This window comes from Candidatus Allofournierella excrementigallinarum (assembly GCF_944388085.1).
Classification (GTDB): domain Bacteria; phylum Bacillota; class Clostridia; order Oscillospirales; family Ruminococcaceae; genus Allofournierella_A; species Allofournierella_A excrementigallinarum.
On sequence record NZ_CALXHK010000027.1, the window covers coordinates 1 to 15167 of the forward strand.

A 15167-nucleotide genomic window follows, 5' to 3' on the forward strand; every position below is an offset into this window, starting at 1 on the left:
CAGCGCCTCCAGCCGGGCTTTCATATCACGCTTCATGGCAAGGCCTCCTCCCGGCTCAGGCGGACGCCTTGCAGATGGAAACGGCGGCGTCGGCGGCGGAAGCGGCGTCGGCGGTGTAGCAGTCGGCGCCGATCTGGTCGCAGAAGGTCTGGGTGACGGGCGCGCCGCCCACCATGATCTTCACCTTGCCGTGGATGCCGGCCTCATCGGCCTTCTTCACCACCTCTTCCATCATGCCCATGGTGGTGGTGAGCAGGGCGGAACAGCAGATGATCTGGCAGCCCTGGTCGATGGCGGTCTGCACATAGGTCTCGGGGGCCACGTCGGTGCCCAGGTCGATGACCTCCAGGCCCTTGCCCTCCATCATCATCTTCACCAGGTTCTTGCCGATGTCGTGCAGGTCGCCCTTCACGGTGCCGATGCACACCTTGCCCACGGCCTCCACGCCCGCCTGGGCCATCAGGGGCTTGAGCAGCGCCGCGCCCATGTTCATGGCGCGGGCGGCCACCAGCACTTCCGGCACGAACACCTCGTTGTTCTTGAATTTTTCGCCGATCACGCCCATGCCGGCCAAAAGGCCCTCGTCCAGGATCTGCTCCACGGGAATGCCCTGATCAATGGCCTGCTGCACCAGCTCCTTTACGATCTTGGCTTTGCCCTTCTGGAGATTTTCGGAAATGTCGGTCAGAATGCTCATGGATGCTCTTCCTCCGTTCTTTGGTCTTGCGGCGGCGCGCGGCCGCCTTGTTCTGAGCATAGGATAGCATATCCCCGCCGCCCGGCGCTTGTAATCGCCTGCGATTTTTGGTAATATTTTATTAATATAAAAAGCGGTTCCAAAAGGAGGGGAAGGCCGTGGAAAAAACCTTTGACCTCACCCTTGCGCGGGAGTGCGCGGCGGCCTTTTCCGCCTCCACCGGGCTGGGGTGCATCGTGTCGGACAAAGAGGGAGCCACCCTTGCGGAGTATGGCTACGGCTGCTCTGCCTGCCGCATCTGCCGGCTGGCGGGCCGGCCGGCGGCCCAGTGCGTGCGGGCCCAGAACTACAGCATGGCCGAGGCCGAGCGCTTCGGCGGGCGCTACATCTATTACTGCCCCATGGGGCTGACCTGCTTTGTGTCGCCCCTTCTGGGCGAGCTGGACAGCTGCGCCCGCATCACGGCGGGGCCCTTCCTGATGGTGGAAAAGGAGGACTTCATCGACTGCGAGCTGATGGCGCTGGAGGAAGAACGGCGGGCCCGGGTGGTGGCGGAGCTGGAAAACGTGCGGGTCATCCCCACGGCCACGGTGAGCCGGATGTCCACGCTGCTGTTCATGGCGGTGGGCTTTATGAACAAGGTGTCGGCCTCGGAGCGGATGCGCCAGGTGCAATCGGCGGACGCCATCCAGGGCCAGATCAACAGCTACATTTTGCAGCTCAAGCAGGAGGAACAGCCGCCGCCCTATCCCTTCGCGGTGGAAAAGGCCTTCCTGCGCAGCATCCGCCGCTCGGAAAAGGACCAGGCGCGCAGCCTTTTGAACCGGCTTCTGGGCCACATCCTGCTGGCCACCGGCCAGCAGCTGGACACGGTGAAATCCCGGGTGTGCGAATTGCTGGCCCTCACCGGGCGGGCGGCGGTGGAGGCGGGCGCGGAGAGCGGCGCCACCCTGCGGCTGTGCCACGAGAGCCGCGGGCGCATCGAGCAGGCGGGGGACATCGAGGCCATGTGCGCCGTGCTGAGCGACGCGGTGAACCGCCTGATGGACAGCGTGTTCCGCTATTCGGACATGCGCCACGCCCACGCCATCCACCTGTGCATGCAGCACATCGAGACCCACTATTACGAAAAGGTCACGCTGGAGCAGCTGGCCCAGCGGGTGTTCCTCTCGCCGGCCTACCTGAGCCGGGTGTTCAAGGAAGAGACGGGCACCTCCTTCAACGACTATCTCAACGCCGTGCGCATCGGCAAGGCGCGGCAGCTGCTGCTTCACGAGGACCTGCGCATCACCGACGTGGCCAGCGCCGTGGGGTTCGACGACCAGAGCTATTTCACCAAGGTGTTCCGCCGCGTCACCGGCATGACGCCGCTGCGCTACCGCGCGCGCTACACCCAGGGCGAGGAATAAAACAGGCTGCTGGACAAACGGGCCAAAGCATGATACGCTTGCCGCAGGAACGTTTGAAGACCTCTGCGGCTTTTAAAAAGGAGGACGGCGTATGGAATATCCCGGCAGGACCCCGGTGCGGGTGGACGAATACCCTCTTTTGGACGGCGCGCGCCATCCCTTTGCGGTGATCTGCCCCGGCGGGGGCTACGAAAAAATTTCCGACCCGCTGGAAGGGGAGGACTTTGCCCGGCGGCTGAACGAGTTGGGCTGCGCGGCCTTTGTGGTGCGCTGCGAGCACGTCTCCTGGCCGGGCGTGGGCCTGGGCGAAGGGCTGCCCTGCGCCGGCTGGCCCAGGCGGGCGGCGGAGTTCTGGCGGCGGGCCGTTCTTTAAAAAATCGGCGGAAAAGGGTTGACAGCCTTCTCAAACCCTGCTATAATAAATCACGCTGCACGACAGGGCAGCGTGCATATTCCTCCTTAGCTCAGTCGGTAGAGCATGCGGCTGTTAACCGCAGGGTCGTTGGTTCGAGCCCAACAGGGGGAGCCAAAAAGAGCACGTCGAAGGACGTGCTCTTTTCTTTTGCCCGGGCGGCCCGGCGGGCTTTTTTCCGGCGGTGGACGGGACGGGGCGAGGGTGCCCAAAAAGGGCCGGCGGGGCCCGCTGCAAGTTAAAATGCAAGTCAAAATGCAGGTCAAATGCGGGGCGGGACGAACTGCGCCCGCCCCGAAAAAGCCCGCCGCCGCGAAAAAAGCGCCCCGGCCTTTTGGCCGGGGCGCTGCCCGTATGCTGTGCAAAAAATCAATCTTCCCGGTTGCCGAACTCGCTCAGGCTCAGGCCGGGGTTGTGCTCCTCGGCCCAGGTGATGGCCCAGGGGGAGGTGAACAGCAGCAGCTTCGAGCCCTTCAGGTCCTCGATGCGCCGGGTGTCGCTGGTCAGGTCCAGGGATTTGGGGTCCAAATCTTCGTTTTCGATCCAGCGGATGTGCTCGTAGGGCAGGTTCTGCATGCGGATGTCCACGTTGTATTCGTTTTTCAGCCGGTATTCCAGCACCTCGAACTGCAAAACGCCCACAACGCCCACGATGACCTCCTCCATGCCGCCGCCCAGCTCCCGGAAGATCTGGATGGCGCCCTCCTGGGCCACCTGCTCCATGCCCTTCACGAACTGCTTGCGCTTCATGGTGTCCACCTGGGTCACCCGGGCGAAGTGCTCGGGGGCGAAGGTGGGGATGCCCGCGTAGCGGATGGGCTCCTTGCCGGTGCACAGGGTGTCGCCGATGGAGAAGATGCCCGGGTCGAACAGGCCGATGATGTCGCCGGCAAAGGCCTCGTCCACGGTGGCCCGGTCCTGGGCCATCAGCTGGGTGGACTGGGCCAGCTTTATCTTCCTGCCCTGCTGCACATGGGTCACCTCCATGCCCCGCTCAAAGCGGCCGGAGCAGATGCGCATGAAGGCGATGCGGTCCCGGTGGGCCTTGTTCATGTTGGCCTGGATCTTGAAGATGAAGCCGGAGAAGGTGTCCTGCGCAGGCTCCACCGGCACGCCGCCGCTGGTGCGGGGCAGAGGGGAGGGGGCCAGCCGCAGGAATTCCTTCAAAAAGGGCTCCACACCGAAGTTGGTCAGCGCTGAACCGAAGAACACGGGGCTCAGGGAACCGGCGTTCACCGCGTCCATATCAAAGTCGTAGCTGGCGCCGTCCAGCAGCTCGATGTCCTCGCTGAGCTTCTCGTGCAGCGGGGCGCCGAGCAGCCCGTCCAGACGCGCGTCGCCCAATTCCGCCTCGATCTTATCGAGGATTTTCACGCCGTTGGCCTTGCCGTCGCCCTGGAAGGCCAGGATGTGGCGGCTCTGTCGGTCGAACACGCCCTTGAACTCCTTGCCGCAGCCGATGGGCCAGTTCATGGGATAGGTGCGGATGCCCAGGATGCTTTCGATCTCCTCCATCAGGTCAAAGGGGTCCCGGGCCTCCCGGTCCATCTTGTTGATGAAGGTGAAGATGGGGATGTGCCGCAAAGTGCACACCTTGAACAGCTTGATGGTCTGGGCCTCCACGCCCTTGGCCGCGTCCAGCACCATCACCGCCGCGTCGGCGGCCATCAGGGTGCGGTAGGTGTCTTCGGAAAAGTCCTGGTGGCCGGGGGTGTCCAGAATGTTCACGCAGCGCCCGTCGTATTCAAACTGCAGCACGCTGCTGGTGACCGAGATGCCGCGCTGCTTTTCGATCTCCATCCAGTCGCTCACCGCGTGGCGGGCGCTCTGCTTGCCCTTCACGCTGCCCGCCTGCTGGATGGCCCCGCCGTAGAGCAGCAGCTTCTCGGTGAGGGTGGTCTTGCCGGCGTCCGGGTGGCTGATGATGGCAAAGGTGCGCCTGCGCGCGATCTCCTGCCGCAGATCGGCCATAGCTTCTTCCTCCTCTGGTCATGCGCGGGGCAGCAAAGCCCCGGTGGGTTTCCTTCTAAAAAGTCGCAACATTTTAATTCTACCCGTTCAAAGCCCGCTTGGCAAGGGGAACGGGGCATTTTTGCTTTGCTTTTTCAGCACGAAACAGGGCAGGGGCGCGGTGGGCGCCCAGTTGGCGAAGCGGCAGGCGAGCACCGTGTATCTTTCCAGGGGCAGGGCGGCGAAAAACCCCTCCACCGCGTTCCTTTCCCCGCCGCCGTTGGGGCCGCCGCTGTAAAGGCAGGCCGCCAGCACGCCGCCGGGCTTGAGGATGTCCAGCGCCGCTGAAAGGGCCGGCAGGCTGCTGGCCGGGGTGGTGAAAAGGGCGTGGTCCGCCCCCGGCAGATACCCGAAGTTGAACACCACGCAGTCGGCGCTGGCCGGCCCAGCAAACTGGGCCAGCCGGGCGTGGTCCGCCTGCACCACCCGGGCGATGGAGGCAAGGCCCTCGGCTTCCAGCCGGGCGCGGGTGGCCGCCACCGCCTTTTGCTGCACATCCAGCGCCAGCACCTTCCCCTCCGGCCCCGCCAGCCGGCACAGAAAGGCGGTGTCGTGGCCGTTGCCGCAGGTGGCGTCGATGAAAAAGCCCCCGGGTGCAAGGCGGGAGGCCAGAAACTCGTGGGTCAGGCGCACGGCGCTGGGGTCCGGCGCGCGGCGGCGCAGCCAGATGTCCCCGGCGGGCGCGAAGCCGAACTTGCGCAGGAGGGCCGCCGCGGCCCCGCTTTCCGGGGGCGGGGCGGCGTGCAGGCTACAAGCGGAAAAGCCCCCGGTGGCGTGCAGGGCCTGCTTGAGCAGAAAGCTGCCGTAGCCCCTGCCCCGCCAGCTTTCGTCGATGAAAAACTCCTCCAGCTCCACCCGGCCGGGGGCAAGGCGCAGGCGGCAGACGCCCACCGGCTGCTGTTCTTTATAAAGGGTGAGGGCAAGACGCTCCCCTTCCCGGTGCCCGTCGATGCGCATGGGCGGCCTCCTTTTTTGCGAAACGGTTGCGGGATGCCCCGTTTTGTGGTAGCATATCCACAAGCCTCATCCGCGTGATATTCCCATTATAGCGCGGAATACGGGGATTTCACAATTCTTTCACCCCGGCTTTGAAGGTTTTTCACGATTGGCCGATATACTATGGTCAGAACGATCACAGAGGGCTCTTTTGAGGGCGTATCCGCCCCGGCCCGCTGTTTACCCGAAAGGATGAATCTTTATGGAAAACAAATGGGAATACGATTACTCCGGTCTCTATCAGAACGGATACGACCCCGCGCCCCCCGCGCCGGGCGCCCCTGCCGGGCAGACGCCCGGCGGCCCGGCGGGCGAGCCGCCCCGCAAAAAGCGGGGCGCCGGCAAGCGCATCCTGGCCGGCGTGCTGGCCCTGGTGCTGGTGGCGGCGGTCAGCTTCGGCGGCGGCTATGCCGGCTATCTGGTGGCCAGCAAGAACGGCGGCCAGGCGGTGATGTACCAGGCCGCGCCCAGCGGCAGCGCCACCTCCACCTCTTCTTCCACCGGCAGCCTGGCAGACGTGGCCAGCGCGGTGAGCCCCAGCGTTGTGGTGGTCACCACCGAGCAGCTTGTCACCAACAACTACTTCTGGGGCGGCCAGCAGGTGCTCAGCGGCGCCGGCAGCGGCGTCATCCTCACCACCGACGGCTACATCGTCACCAACTACCACGTGGTGGAGGGCGCCCAGCAGATCACCGTGACTTTGCACGACGACTCCACCTACACCGCCACCGTGGTGGGCGCCGACCAGCAGAGCGACATCGCCCTGCTGAAGATCGACGCCACCGGCCTGACCCCGGCGGTGCTGGGCGATTCCGACAATGTGCAGGTGGGCGAAGTGGTCATCGCCGTGGGCAACCCCATGGGCACCCTGGGCGGCACTGTCACCGACGGCATCGTTTCCGCTTTGAACCGTGACATCTCGGTGGAAGGCAACCAGATGACCCTGATGCAGACCAGCGCGGCCATCAGCCCGGGCAACTCCGGCGGCGGCCTGTTCAACACCAACGGGGAGCTGGTCGGCATCGTCAACGCCAAATACTCCGATGAGGACGCCGAGGGCCTGGGCTTCGCCATCCCGGTGAACACCATGAAAACCGTGGTGCAGGACCTGCTGGAGAACGGCTATGTCACCGGCCGCCCCGCCCTGGGCATCACCGTCATCACCGTGGGCGACGTGCAGACCGCCATGCAGTACGGCGTGAGCAGCCTGGGCGTCTATGTCAACAGCGTTGACGCCGGTTCCGGCGCCGAGGCCGCCGGCATGAAGGCGGGCGACCGCATCGTGAGCATCGGCACCCAGCTGGTGGAGACCACCGACGACGTGACCAACGCCCTCAAAGCCTACAACGTGGGCGACGTGGTGGAGATCCAGGTGGACCGTGACCGCGAGCTCATCACCCTGCAGGTCACCCTGGGCGAAAAGACCGGCGCATGACAAGGCCGGCCAGGGAGACCCTGGGCCCAAACAAATGAAAAAGGGACGCCCCGACCCGCCAGGGTCCGGGGCGTCCCTTTTTGCCTCCTGAATATACAAAATGGAATATTAGTTGCAAAAATCACAAAAATGCGGGCCGCTCAGCGGTCCCAGCCCTCAAAATCCCGGAGATAGACCGACGCGCTGCGGCTCATTTCCCGGGAAAAATCGCTCTCGTACTTGCGGGCGGCGAAGGCGCGCACCCAGGCGTCGAAGTCGAAGGCGGGCTTTCCATCCGCGGCGGCCCGTGCGGCGAGGGCGGCCCGGTGCTCTTCGGGGGTGCGTTCGGCGTAGGCGTTCTCGCACACCACATACTCCATGGGCAGGCGGGCGGGCTTGCGCCGGGCCTTCTGCTGGCCGGTGGGGCGGCCGAACACCACCATGGCGGCGGGCACCACGGCGGGGGGAAGGGCCAGGGCCTCGCGCATTTTTTCGCACTGCTCGATCACGTCGCCGATGTAGCAGCTGCCAATGCCAAGGCTTTCGGCGGCGGTCACGGCGTTCTGGGCGGCGATGCAGGCGTCGGCCGCGGCCAGCAGCAGGTCGCCGGGGCCGGGGGCCCGGGGCGAAAGGCCCGCCGCCCGGTAGCACTGCTCCCAGCGGCGGCAGTCCGCCAGAAACACCAGCACCAGCGGCGCGGCGGCGATGAAGGGCTGGTGGTCGCACAGATCCGCCAGCCGCTCTTTCAGCGCCTGGTCGGTCACGTCGATGATGGTGTAAAGCTGCTGGCAGCCCGCGGTGGGCGCGTCGAAGGCGGCTTGCAGGATGGCCTGCTTTTCCTCTGGCGTCACCGGCCCGCCGGCGTAGGCCCGCACGCTTTTGCGCGCGGCCAGCTGGCGCAGGATCTCGTTCATCTTCATCCCTCCTTGCTGCTTTTTATTATAATGCGCGGCAGCGGCGCCGGTCAACGGGGAGAAGGGGCGGGGCCCCGGCGGAAATTCCGCCGGGGCCCCGCCCTTGTTTCGTCAAAAAATGCAACGCGGTCAGCAGTATCATTGCTTCGCCGGGAATGAAAAAACTATTTTTCCCAGTCGATAAGGAACAGTTCATTGGGGGTGCAGTCCAACAGTTGGCAAAGGGTTTCGATGCGCTCCAGATTGATGGAGGAGGTCTCATTATTGACCATGCGGCTGAAGTTCTGGTAACTCATGCCCAGTTGCTTGTAGAGCCAGTATTTTGTTTTGCCCTTCTTTTCCAGCAGGGGAAGGATGTTCAATGTCACCATGGCGCTTTGCCTCACACAAACAGCGCCTCATAGGGCACGCCCAGAGTATCCCGCAGGGCCCGCAGTTCGTCCGGGTAGATGTGCCGCTGGCCCACCTCTATTTTTGCCAGGGCGCTGCGGGTCACGTCGCACCCACGCACCTGCAGCTGTGCGGCCAGCTGCTCCTGGGAAAGGCCTTTTTTCATGCGCAGGGCCCGGATGTTCTGCCCCAGCGCCCGCTCGTATTCTGCGTTCACCGACAACACCTCCCGCACTTGTATTGGTGCAGTATGTGTTGATTTTAGGAGGACTAAAGAATAAAATTGCACTTATATAGGTGCAACTGCGGAAGGAGCGAGCGAAATGGAGAAAACATGAAAGAAAAAACCTGCTGTTTCACCGGCTACCGGGCCATCCCGGCCCGGGCGCTGCCGGCGCTGGCGGAAGAATTGGAACAAACGCTGCGGCGGCTCATCGGCGAAGGGATGCGCTATTTCGGTGCGGGCGGGGCGCTGGGGTTCGACACCCTGGCCGCCGAGACGGTGCTGCGGCTGAAAGGGGAATACCCCGGCGTGCGGCTCATCCTGGTGCTGCCCTGCCGGGACCAGACCCGTGGCTGGAAAGAAGCGGACGTGCGCCGCTATCGGGAAATTCTGAGCCGGGCAGACAAGGTGGTCTACACCGCCGAACACTATTCCCCCGGCTGCATGCACCGGCGCAACCGCCATCTGGTGGACAACAGCTCCGTCTGCGTGGCCTACTGCACCCGCCAGACAGGGGGCAGCGCCTACACGGCACAGTATGCCCGGCAGCGGGGGCTGCGGCTGGTGATGCTGGGGGAGGAGAGGCAGGCCCCCCTTGCGCCGGCGGGCCTTCTTCCTTATAATGAGGGGGAAAGAACCGCCCCGCGGGGCGGCCCGAAAAGGAGACAGCCATGAAACTCATCAGCTGGAATGTGAACGGCCTGCGGGCTGTGTTGAAAAAGGATTTCGCCGCCTCCTTCGCGGCGCTGGACGCCGACGTGTTCTGCGTGCAGGAGACCAAATGCCAGCCCGGCGAGGCGGACTTTGCCCCCGAGGGCTACGCCTCGTATTTCTACAGCGCCGAGAAAAAGGGCTATTCCGGCACCGCCTGCTGGAGCCGGGTGGCGCCCCTTTCGGTGAGCTGCGGCATCGGCGTGGAGGAGCACAGCCACGAGGGCCGGGCCATCACCCTGGAATTTGAGAATTTCTATCTTGTGAACGTCTATGCCCCCAACGCCCAGGAGGGCCTGGCCCGCATCGACTACCGCCTGCGCTGGGAGGACGACCTGCGGGCATATCTGCTGGCGCTGGACACCCAAAAGCCGGTGGTGCTGTGCGGCGATCTGAACGTGGCCCACAACGAGATCGACCTGAAAAACCCCGGCCCCAACCGGGGCAACGCCGGCTTCTCCGACCCCGAGCGGGCCAAGATGACCGAGCTGCTGGCGGCGGGCTTTGCCGACACCTTCCGGGAGAAGTATCCCGATCTGACAGGGGCCTACAGCTGGTGGAGCTACCGCTTCAACGCCCGCAAGAACAACGCGGGGTGGCGCATCGACTATTTTCTGGTCAGCCGCCGGGTGATGGACAGGGTCAAAACCGCCGCCATTCACCCCGAGGTCTTCGGCTCCGACCACTGCCCCGTGGAACTGGACATCGATCTGTAAAAATCCCGAAAAGCCTTGCGCGGCGGGGCGTTATGATGTATAGTGTTACCGTGCCCCTTCCGGGGCGCGGAACGCAAGAGAAAAAAGGAGAAAACGCATGAAAGCGATCATGGATGTATTGCGGGGCGTGGCCATCGGCGTGGCCAACATCATCCCCGGCGTGTCCGGCGGCACCATGGCGGTGTCCATGGGCGTGTACGACAAGATCATCGGCGCGGTGAGCGGCCTGTTCAAGCACTTCAAGCAGAGCATCCTCATCCTGCTGCCCCTGGGGCTCGGCATGGGCATCGGCATCGTGGCCTTCGGCTATGCCCTGCGCTATCTGCTGGCCGAGCACACCCTGGCCACCTGCCTCACCTTCGTGGGCCTTATCCTGGGCGGCCTGCCCATCCTGTGGGTGCGCCTCAAAGAAAGCCTGGCCAAAAAGGCCCGCAAGGGCGCGCCGGTGGGCGAGGCGGTCTGCTTTGCCGCCCTGCTGGCCTTCGGCGTGGGCATGGCCCTGCTGCAGGGGGGCGACGAGACGGTGAAGGCCCTCGCCCTTACCCCCGGCACCGCCCTGCTGCTGGCGGCCCTGGGCCTTATCGCCAGCGCCACCATGGTCATCCCCGGCGTGTCCGGCAGCATGGTGCTGATGGTGCTGGGCTACTACAACACCATCCTGGACCTGGTCACCGGCTGCGTGGACGGGCTTTTCGCGGGCGACTTCGGCCTCATCCTGCACAACGTCAGCCTGCTGCTGCCCTTCGGCGTGGGCGTGGCGCTGGGCATCTTCGGCATCGCCAAGGTCATCGAGTACCTCTTTGCCCACTTCCCCAGCCAGACCTTCGCGGGCATCATCGGGCTCATCCTGTCCAGCCCCTTCGCGGTGCTCTACTCTTCCGGCGCGCTGGCCCGTTTCACCGTGCCCGGCCTCATCGTGGGCCTCATTATTGGCGCCGCGGGCGCCTGGGTGACCCTGCTGATGGGCAAGGCCGACCCGGAATAAGCCTGTTCACTCCAAAGCCGCCCCGCCGGGGGCGGCTTTTTTCACATCGCAACGCGCGCTCTGATTTTTTTTGCCGGGCGTTGAAGAAACCGGCCCCGCCGGCTCGTTACATAGACACAGTGAGGGGAAAGGGCGGTGAGACACCGGCGTGACAAATGCGCAGTTTGCGACTCTGGTCGAACAGTACCAGCGGCTGGTGTACACCGTGTGCTACCAGCTGGTGCAGGACCATCAGCTGGCCGAGGACCTGACCCAGGACACCTTCGTGTCCGCCTTCACGCACATGGATTCCTGCCCGCCCGAACACTACAAGCCCTGGCTGGCCCGCATTGCCACCAACAAGGCCCGGGACCACCTGAAAAGCGCCTGGGCAAGGCGGGTGAGCGCCCCCGGCGACGAGGGGTTCCCCCAATCGCCGCCCCCCGGCACGGCGGCCCCGCCCGGGCCGGAGGACCTGGCCGTCACCGAGGACGAGGCGGCCGCCATCCGGGCGATGGTGCGCTCGCTGCGGGAACCCTACTTACAGGTGTCGGTGATGTACTTTTTGGAGGAGCGCAGCGTGGAGGAGATCTCCCGGGCGCTGCGCCGCCCGCCCAAGACGGTGCACACCCAGCTGTTCCGGGCAAAAAAGATGCTGCAGCAGCAAATCAGGGAAAGGAGCGAGAGGCAATGACCGAACTGTTCAGGCCCGACGGCCACCTCACCGGCGAGGGGCTGCGGGCCCTTGTGGGCGGCGAGCTGGACGAACTGGGCAGGCTGGAAGCCGCCGAGCATTTGAGCTTCTGCGACGCCTGCCTCGTGCGCTACACCGCCCTGCTGGAAGGGGACGCGCTCCAAGAGCCGCCCGCCGACCAGACCCTGCCGGTGATGCGCCGGCTGCGCCGCCGCGCGGCCCAGGCGCTGGCCAGCCGCTACACCGCGGCGGCGGCCGCGGTGCTCATCACCGGCACGCTGTGGTACACCGGCGTCTTTGCCGGCATCGCCGGGGCGTTCACGGTGCAGGGGGAGGAAATGACCCCCCAGCCCCCCGCGGCCTCGGAAGCGGCCCGGGAGGAAGGCCCGGGCAGCGCCATCCTGCAGGCGGTGAGCAGCTGGTCCGAGAAGGTGCAGAGCGCTCTGCGCCCCGCTTACCAGGCCCCGCAGCCAAAAGCCGCGACCGGCCGCAGCGCCAACGCCGCCGCCCCGGCTGCCGGCCAGGCGGACGCCGCCGGCACGGCTTCAACTCAAACCAAAGGAGTGAACTGACACATGCAAAAAAATGGATTCCTCACCCTCTGCTTTTCCTTCATCCCCGGCGCAGGCCAGATGTATCAGGGCTATATGAAGCGGGGCCTGACCCAGGTGCTTCTGTTCGTGATCCCGCTGATGATCGGCGGCGCATTCCTGCCCGTGCTGATGGTGCTCAGCGCGGTGGTGTATATGTACAGCTTTTTTGACAGCCTGAACCTCCACGCCCAGCTGCGGCAGGGCGCCACCCCGGCGGACGCCTTCCTCTTCAGCTGGGACGGCGGCGAGGACCTTGCCCGCCTGGTGGAGCGCCGCCATCACCTCATCGGCTGGGCCCTGGTGGTGCTGGGCGTGGCCGGGCTTTACCAGGGCTTTGTCAGCCCCTGGCTCTACCGCCTGGTGGACCTAATCGGCTGGGACACGGCGCTGGGCCAGCTGGTGAACCAGATCGTGCGGGGCATCCCGGGCCTCGTGGTGGGCCTTGTGTTCATCGGCCTGGGCCTGTGGCTCATCAAGGGCGGCAGGAAAAAGCAGCCCGCCGAGCCGGACTACACCGAGTTCAAGGGCGAAGGGGAGGTGTGACGGATGACCGAGCAGGAACGCATGGGCCTTCCCGCGGGCGGCCAGCCTGACGCCGCCCCCACCTTTGAGCCGGCAGGCGCGGCGCAGCCCGAAACGGCCCCCGCCCCCGCGGCGCAGCCCGCGCCCGCCCCCATTCCCGCGCCCGCCCCGGCACCTGTCCGCCGCCCGCCGGTGCGCCGGGTGGGCACCGTCACCCTGGGCCTTTCCCTCATCCTCACCGGCCTTGCCATCACCGCCTGGTTCTTTGTGCCCGGCTTCGACATCATCTTCTTCGCAAAGCTGGCCCCGCTGGTGTTGGTGTTTTTGGGGGCGGAGGTGCTGTGGGCCAGCGCCCGCCGCAAGGGCGAAGAGCGGCTGCGGTTTGACTTTCTGGCCGCTTTCGTGAGCTTTCTGCTCATCTGCGCCAGCCTCTGCGCCGCCACCCTGCCGGCGGTGTGGCGCTGGTACGGGCCGGAGCGCTCCGCCACCGAGCAGCGCCTTTCCGCCGAGCTGGAAGAGCAGCTGCTCGCCGCCTTCCAGGGCCAGGACGTGCTGGGCTGCACCGGCTGGGTGAACCTGGGCGGCTATGAGTTCGACCGCCAGATGACCCTGGCCGACCTGCGCGCCGAGGACCATGCCGGGGCGAACATCACCCTGGGCGGCACGGTGGAAAACGGCGACGAGTTCGCCGCCAGAGTGGCGGCGCTGCTGCCCGCTTTGCGGGACGCGGGCGTGGACCGGGCCTACTTCTACTGGAGCGACGACGATGAATCCTGGGACCTTGACCTGGACGGCGTGTTCGACATGAACGCCGACGCCACCCGCCTGTCTCAGATAGGCCGCCATCAGGTGCAGGTGGTGGACGGATTCGGCGACACCCTGTGGATGGAAGAGCGCGAGGCCGAGGAATATCTGGCGCAGCAGGCCGCCCCCGCCCCCGAGGGGGACGGCGAACCCGCCGCCTCCTCCGTTCCCACGGATCTCGACCTGCCCGCAGCGGGCGAGGAGACGGCCTGAAACGCCTCCTGTTAAATCCCCGCAAAAACCCCCGTAAAATTTTTACGGGGGCTTTTGTTGTGTTTTGCCGCCGCAGATGTTACACTGAAAAGTAATAAATGTGTGAGGTGAGACCATGAAATTTTTGCGGGGATTCACAAAAAAAGAGGCCAGCTGGATGATGTACGACTGGGCCAACAGCGCCCATTCTGTGGTCGTGGTCACCATCCTGCCCATCTTCTTCAACACGGTGGCCGGCTACATGCAGGACGCGGCCTCCGGCATGACCGTCTGGGGCTACGCCACCAGCGCCGCCATGGCCATCGTGGCGCTGGCCGCGCCGGTGCTGGGCGTGTTCGGCGACTTCGAGGGCTTTCGCAAAAAGCTGTTCACCGTGTTCATGCTGGTGGGCGTGCTCAGCTGCGCGGGGCTGGCCGTCACCCCCCAGCTGGACTTCGTCACCCCCGGCCAGGCGGAAAAGGTGGGCCTTGTCATCCTGGCGCTGTACATCCTGTCCACCATCGGCTTCGCCGGCGCGAACCTCTATTACGACAGCTTCTTGAACGACGTCACCACCGAGGAGCGGATGGACAGGGTCTCCACCATGGGCTACGGCCTGGGGTACATCGGCGGCTCCACCATCCCGCTGCTCGTCTTTCTTTTGATGAACCTCATCCTGGGCAGCGACGCCATGCTGTTCTGCCTTTCCTTCGCCTTCGGCCTCACCGCCGTGTGGTGGTTCGTGTTCAGCTTCCCGCTGCTGAAAAATGTGGAGCAGGTGAGCTTTGTGCCCCGCAGAAAGGGCGCGGTGGCCCAGGCCCTCAAGGGCATCGGCGCCACGGTGAAGGAAATTTTCCGCTACAAGCAGATGTTCGTATTCCTCATCGCCTACTTTTTCTACATCGACGGCGTGAACACCATCATCCACATGTCCACCAGCTATGGCGACACCCTGGGCCTCGACTCCACCAGCATGCTGCTGGCGCTTTTGCTGGTGCAGGTGCTGGGCCTGCCCTTCGCTCTGCTCTACATCAAGGCCAGCGAAAAGTTCGGCGCACGGTTCATGGTGGGCGTGGGCATCTGCGTCTACATGGGCGTGACCATTTTCGGCTTCTTTTTGCGGGAGGCCTGGCAGTTCTGGGTCATGGCCATCATGGTGGCCACCAGCCAGGGCGGCATCCAGGCGCTGAGCCGCAGCATGTTCGGCAAACTCATCCCGGATAAGAACCGCTCCGGCGAGTTCTTCGGCTTCTACGACATCTTCGGCAAGTTCTCCGCCATCATGGGCCCGGCGCTGGTGGGCCTGTCCAGCGCGCTGGCCGCCGACGTGATGCTGGCCGGGCAGGGGCTGGACCGCGCCACCGCCACCGCCGGGCAGCTGGCCGCGGTGGACACCGCCGCCGCCCCCTGGGGCATTTTGAGCGTGCTGCTCATCTTCTTCGTGGGCGGCGGGCTGTACTTCTTCGTGCTGCCCCGGTACCTGGAAAAGAAGTGAGCGTTGTAACT

17 protein-coding genes and 1 tRNA gene are annotated in these 15167 nt (G+C 65.0%); 12 read left to right on the plus strand and 6 right to left on the minus strand.

Annotated elements, in window-relative coordinates; translation table 11 throughout:
• Positions 1 to 55: 55 nt before the first annotated feature.
• Positions 56 to 697 (minus strand): corrinoid protein, encoded by a 642-nt coding sequence (locus tag ACH2AT_RS06530; RefSeq protein ID WP_394964507.1) that lies wholly within the window; start codon positions 695 to 697, stop codon positions 56 to 58.
• 158 nt (positions 698 to 855) lie between these two features.
• On the opposite strand from ACH2AT_RS06530, the gene ACH2AT_RS06535 reads away from it, so the two are divergent.
• The 3 genes from ACH2AT_RS06535 to ACH2AT_RS06545 all read left to right on the plus strand — a co-directional run bounded on the left by ACH2AT_RS06535 (position 856) and on the right by ACH2AT_RS06545 (position 2635).
• The gene (locus ACH2AT_RS06535) at positions 856 to 2106 is read left to right on the plus strand and encodes a helix-turn-helix domain-containing protein (protein WP_394964509.1); all 1251 of its coding nucleotides are present in this window, start codon (positions 856 to 858) and stop codon (positions 2104 to 2106) included.
• 91 nt (positions 2107 to 2197) lie between these two features.
• Positions 2198 to 2479 carry a hypothetical protein gene (locus ACH2AT_RS06540; RefSeq protein WP_394964510.1) on the plus strand — a complete coding sequence of 94 codons (282 nt, stop codon included), beginning with the start codon at positions 2198 to 2200 and terminating at the stop codon, positions 2477 to 2479.
• Positions 2480 to 2559: 80 nt separating this feature from the next.
• A tRNA-Asn gene (locus tag ACH2AT_RS06545) sits at positions 2560 to 2635 on the plus strand.
• 252 nt (positions 2636 to 2887) lie between these two features.
• On the opposite strand, the gene ACH2AT_RS06550 is transcribed toward ACH2AT_RS06545, so the two are convergent.
• Together ACH2AT_RS06550 and ACH2AT_RS06555 are read right to left on the minus strand one after the other, a co-directional pair.
• On the minus strand, positions 2888 to 4489 hold the full coding sequence (locus ACH2AT_RS06550) for a peptide chain release factor 3 (RefSeq protein WP_394964512.1): 1602 nt from the start codon (positions 4487 to 4489) through the stop codon (positions 2888 to 2890).
• Positions 4490 to 4576: 87 nt separating this feature from the next.
• A complete protein-coding gene (locus ACH2AT_RS06555; RefSeq protein WP_394964514.1) occupies positions 4577 to 5485 on the minus strand; it encodes a bifunctional GNAT family N-acetyltransferase/class I SAM-dependent methyltransferase in 909 nt (302 codons plus the stop codon).
• Between the two features lie 241 nt (positions 5486 to 5726).
• On the opposite strand from ACH2AT_RS06555, the gene ACH2AT_RS06560 reads away from it, so the two are divergent.
• Positions 5727 to 6959 carry a S1C family serine protease gene (locus tag ACH2AT_RS06560; RefSeq protein ID WP_394964516.1) on the plus strand — a complete coding sequence of 411 codons (1233 nt, stop codon included), beginning with the start codon at positions 5727 to 5729 and terminating at the stop codon, positions 6957 to 6959.
• Positions 6960 to 7099: 140 nt separating this feature from the next.
• On the opposite strand, the gene ACH2AT_RS06565 is transcribed toward ACH2AT_RS06560, so the two are convergent.
• The 3 genes from ACH2AT_RS06565 to ACH2AT_RS06575 form a co-directional block, all read right to left on the minus strand.
• Positions 7100 to 7852, minus strand: a complete 753-nt coding sequence (locus ACH2AT_RS06565) for a nitroreductase family protein (protein ID WP_394964518.1) — start codon at positions 7850 to 7852, stop codon at positions 7100 to 7102.
• 164 nt (positions 7853 to 8016) lie between these two features.
• Positions 8017 to 8223 carry a helix-turn-helix domain-containing protein gene (locus tag ACH2AT_RS06570; protein WP_394964519.1) on the minus strand — a complete coding sequence of 69 codons (207 nt, stop codon included), beginning with the start codon at positions 8221 to 8223 and terminating at the stop codon, positions 8017 to 8019.
• An 11-nt stretch (positions 8224 to 8234) separates the two neighbouring features.
• Positions 8235 to 8459, minus strand: a complete 225-nt coding sequence (locus tag ACH2AT_RS06575; RefSeq protein ID WP_177522156.1) for a helix-turn-helix domain-containing protein — start codon at positions 8457 to 8459, stop codon at positions 8235 to 8237.
• A 117-nt stretch (positions 8460 to 8576) separates the two neighbouring features.
• Here ACH2AT_RS06575 and ACH2AT_RS06580 point away from each other — a divergent pair, with 117 nt between their 5' ends.
• The 8 genes from ACH2AT_RS06580 to ACH2AT_RS06615 all read left to right on the plus strand — a co-directional run bounded on the left by ACH2AT_RS06580 (position 8577) and on the right by ACH2AT_RS06615 (position 15156).
• The gene (locus ACH2AT_RS06580) at positions 8577 to 9140 is read left to right on the plus strand and encodes an SLOG family protein (RefSeq protein WP_394964521.1); all 564 of its coding nucleotides are present in this window, start codon (positions 8577 to 8579) and stop codon (positions 9138 to 9140) included.
• A complete protein-coding gene (locus tag ACH2AT_RS06585; protein ID WP_394964523.1) occupies positions 9137 to 9892 on the plus strand; it encodes an exodeoxyribonuclease III in 756 nt (251 codons plus the stop codon). The genes ACH2AT_RS06580 and ACH2AT_RS06585 overlap by 4 nt, the downstream gene beginning before the upstream one ends.
• 97 nt (positions 9893 to 9989) lie before the next feature.
• Positions 9990 to 10877, plus strand: coding sequence for an undecaprenyl phosphate translocase family protein (locus ACH2AT_RS06590; protein WP_330058553.1), 888 nt, complete (start codon positions 9990 to 9992; stop codon positions 10875 to 10877).
• A 148-nt stretch (positions 10878 to 11025) separates the two neighbouring features.
• Positions 11026 to 11550 (plus strand): RNA polymerase sigma factor, encoded by a 525-nt coding sequence (locus ACH2AT_RS06595; RefSeq protein ID WP_394964525.1) that lies wholly within the window; start codon positions 11026 to 11028, stop codon positions 11548 to 11550.
• Positions 11547 to 12122: a hypothetical protein gene (locus tag ACH2AT_RS06600; protein ID WP_394964527.1), complete on the plus strand. Its 576-nt coding sequence runs from the start codon at positions 11547 to 11549 to the stop codon at positions 12120 to 12122. The genes ACH2AT_RS06595 and ACH2AT_RS06600 overlap by 4 nt, the downstream gene beginning before the upstream one ends.
• A 3-nt stretch (positions 12123 to 12125) precedes the next feature.
• On the plus strand, positions 12126 to 12686 hold the full coding sequence (locus ACH2AT_RS06605) for a hypothetical protein (protein ID WP_394964529.1): 561 nt from the start codon (positions 12126 to 12128) through the stop codon (positions 12684 to 12686).
• 3 nt (positions 12687 to 12689) lie between these two features.
• A complete protein-coding gene (locus ACH2AT_RS06610; protein WP_394964531.1) occupies positions 12690 to 13682 on the plus strand; it encodes a hypothetical protein in 993 nt (330 codons plus the stop codon).
• A gap of 115 nt (positions 13683 to 13797) precedes the next feature.
• Positions 13798 to 15156, plus strand: coding sequence for an MFS transporter (locus tag ACH2AT_RS06615; protein WP_394964532.1), 1359 nt, complete (start codon positions 13798 to 13800; stop codon positions 15154 to 15156).
• The last annotated feature ends 11 nt before the right edge of the window (positions 15157 to 15167 follow it).

Coding starts and splice junctions, on each gene's coding strand:
- ACH2AT_RS06600 (WP_394964527.1), top strand. CDS start 11,547: ATGACCGAACTGTTCAGGCCCGACGGCCACCTCACCGGCGAGGGGCTG.
- ACH2AT_RS06560 (WP_394964516.1), top strand. CDS start 5,727: ATGGAAAACAAATGGGAATACGATTACTCCGGTCTCTATCAGAACGGA.
- ACH2AT_RS06530 (WP_394964507.1), bottom strand. CDS start 697: ATGAGCATTCTGACCGACATTTCCGAAAATCTCCAGAAGGGCAAAGCC.
- ACH2AT_RS06555 (WP_394964514.1), bottom strand. CDS start 5,485: ATGCGCATCGACGGGCACCGGGAAGGGGAGCGTCTTGCCCTCACCCTT.
- ACH2AT_RS06605 (WP_394964529.1), top strand. CDS start 12,126: ATGCAAAAAAATGGATTCCTCACCCTCTGCTTTTCCTTCATCCCCGGC.
- ACH2AT_RS06590 (WP_330058553.1), top strand. CDS start 9,990: ATGAAAGCGATCATGGATGTATTGCGGGGCGTGGCCATCGGCGTGGCC.
- ACH2AT_RS06565 (WP_394964518.1), bottom strand. CDS start 7,852: ATGAACGAGATCCTGCGCCAGCTGGCCGCGCGCAAAAGCGTGCGGGCC.
- ACH2AT_RS06615 (WP_394964532.1), top strand. CDS start 13,798: ATGAAATTTTTGCGGGGATTCACAAAAAAAGAGGCCAGCTGGATGATG.
- ACH2AT_RS06570 (WP_394964519.1), bottom strand. CDS start 8,223: ATGGTGACATTGAACATCCTTCCCCTGCTGGAAAAGAAGGGCAAAACA.
- ACH2AT_RS06540 (WP_394964510.1), top strand. CDS start 2,198: ATGGAATATCCCGGCAGGACCCCGGTGCGGGTGGACGAATACCCTCTT.
- ACH2AT_RS06550 (WP_394964512.1), bottom strand. CDS start 4,489: ATGGCCGATCTGCGGCAGGAGATCGCGCGCAGGCGCACCTTTGCCATC.
- ACH2AT_RS06580 (WP_394964521.1), top strand. CDS start 8,577: ATGAAAGAAAAAACCTGCTGTTTCACCGGCTACCGGGCCATCCCGGCC.
- ACH2AT_RS06610 (WP_394964531.1), top strand. CDS start 12,690: ATGACCGAGCAGGAACGCATGGGCCTTCCCGCGGGCGGCCAGCCTGAC.
- ACH2AT_RS06585 (WP_394964523.1), top strand. CDS start 9,137: ATGAAACTCATCAGCTGGAATGTGAACGGCCTGCGGGCTGTGTTGAAA.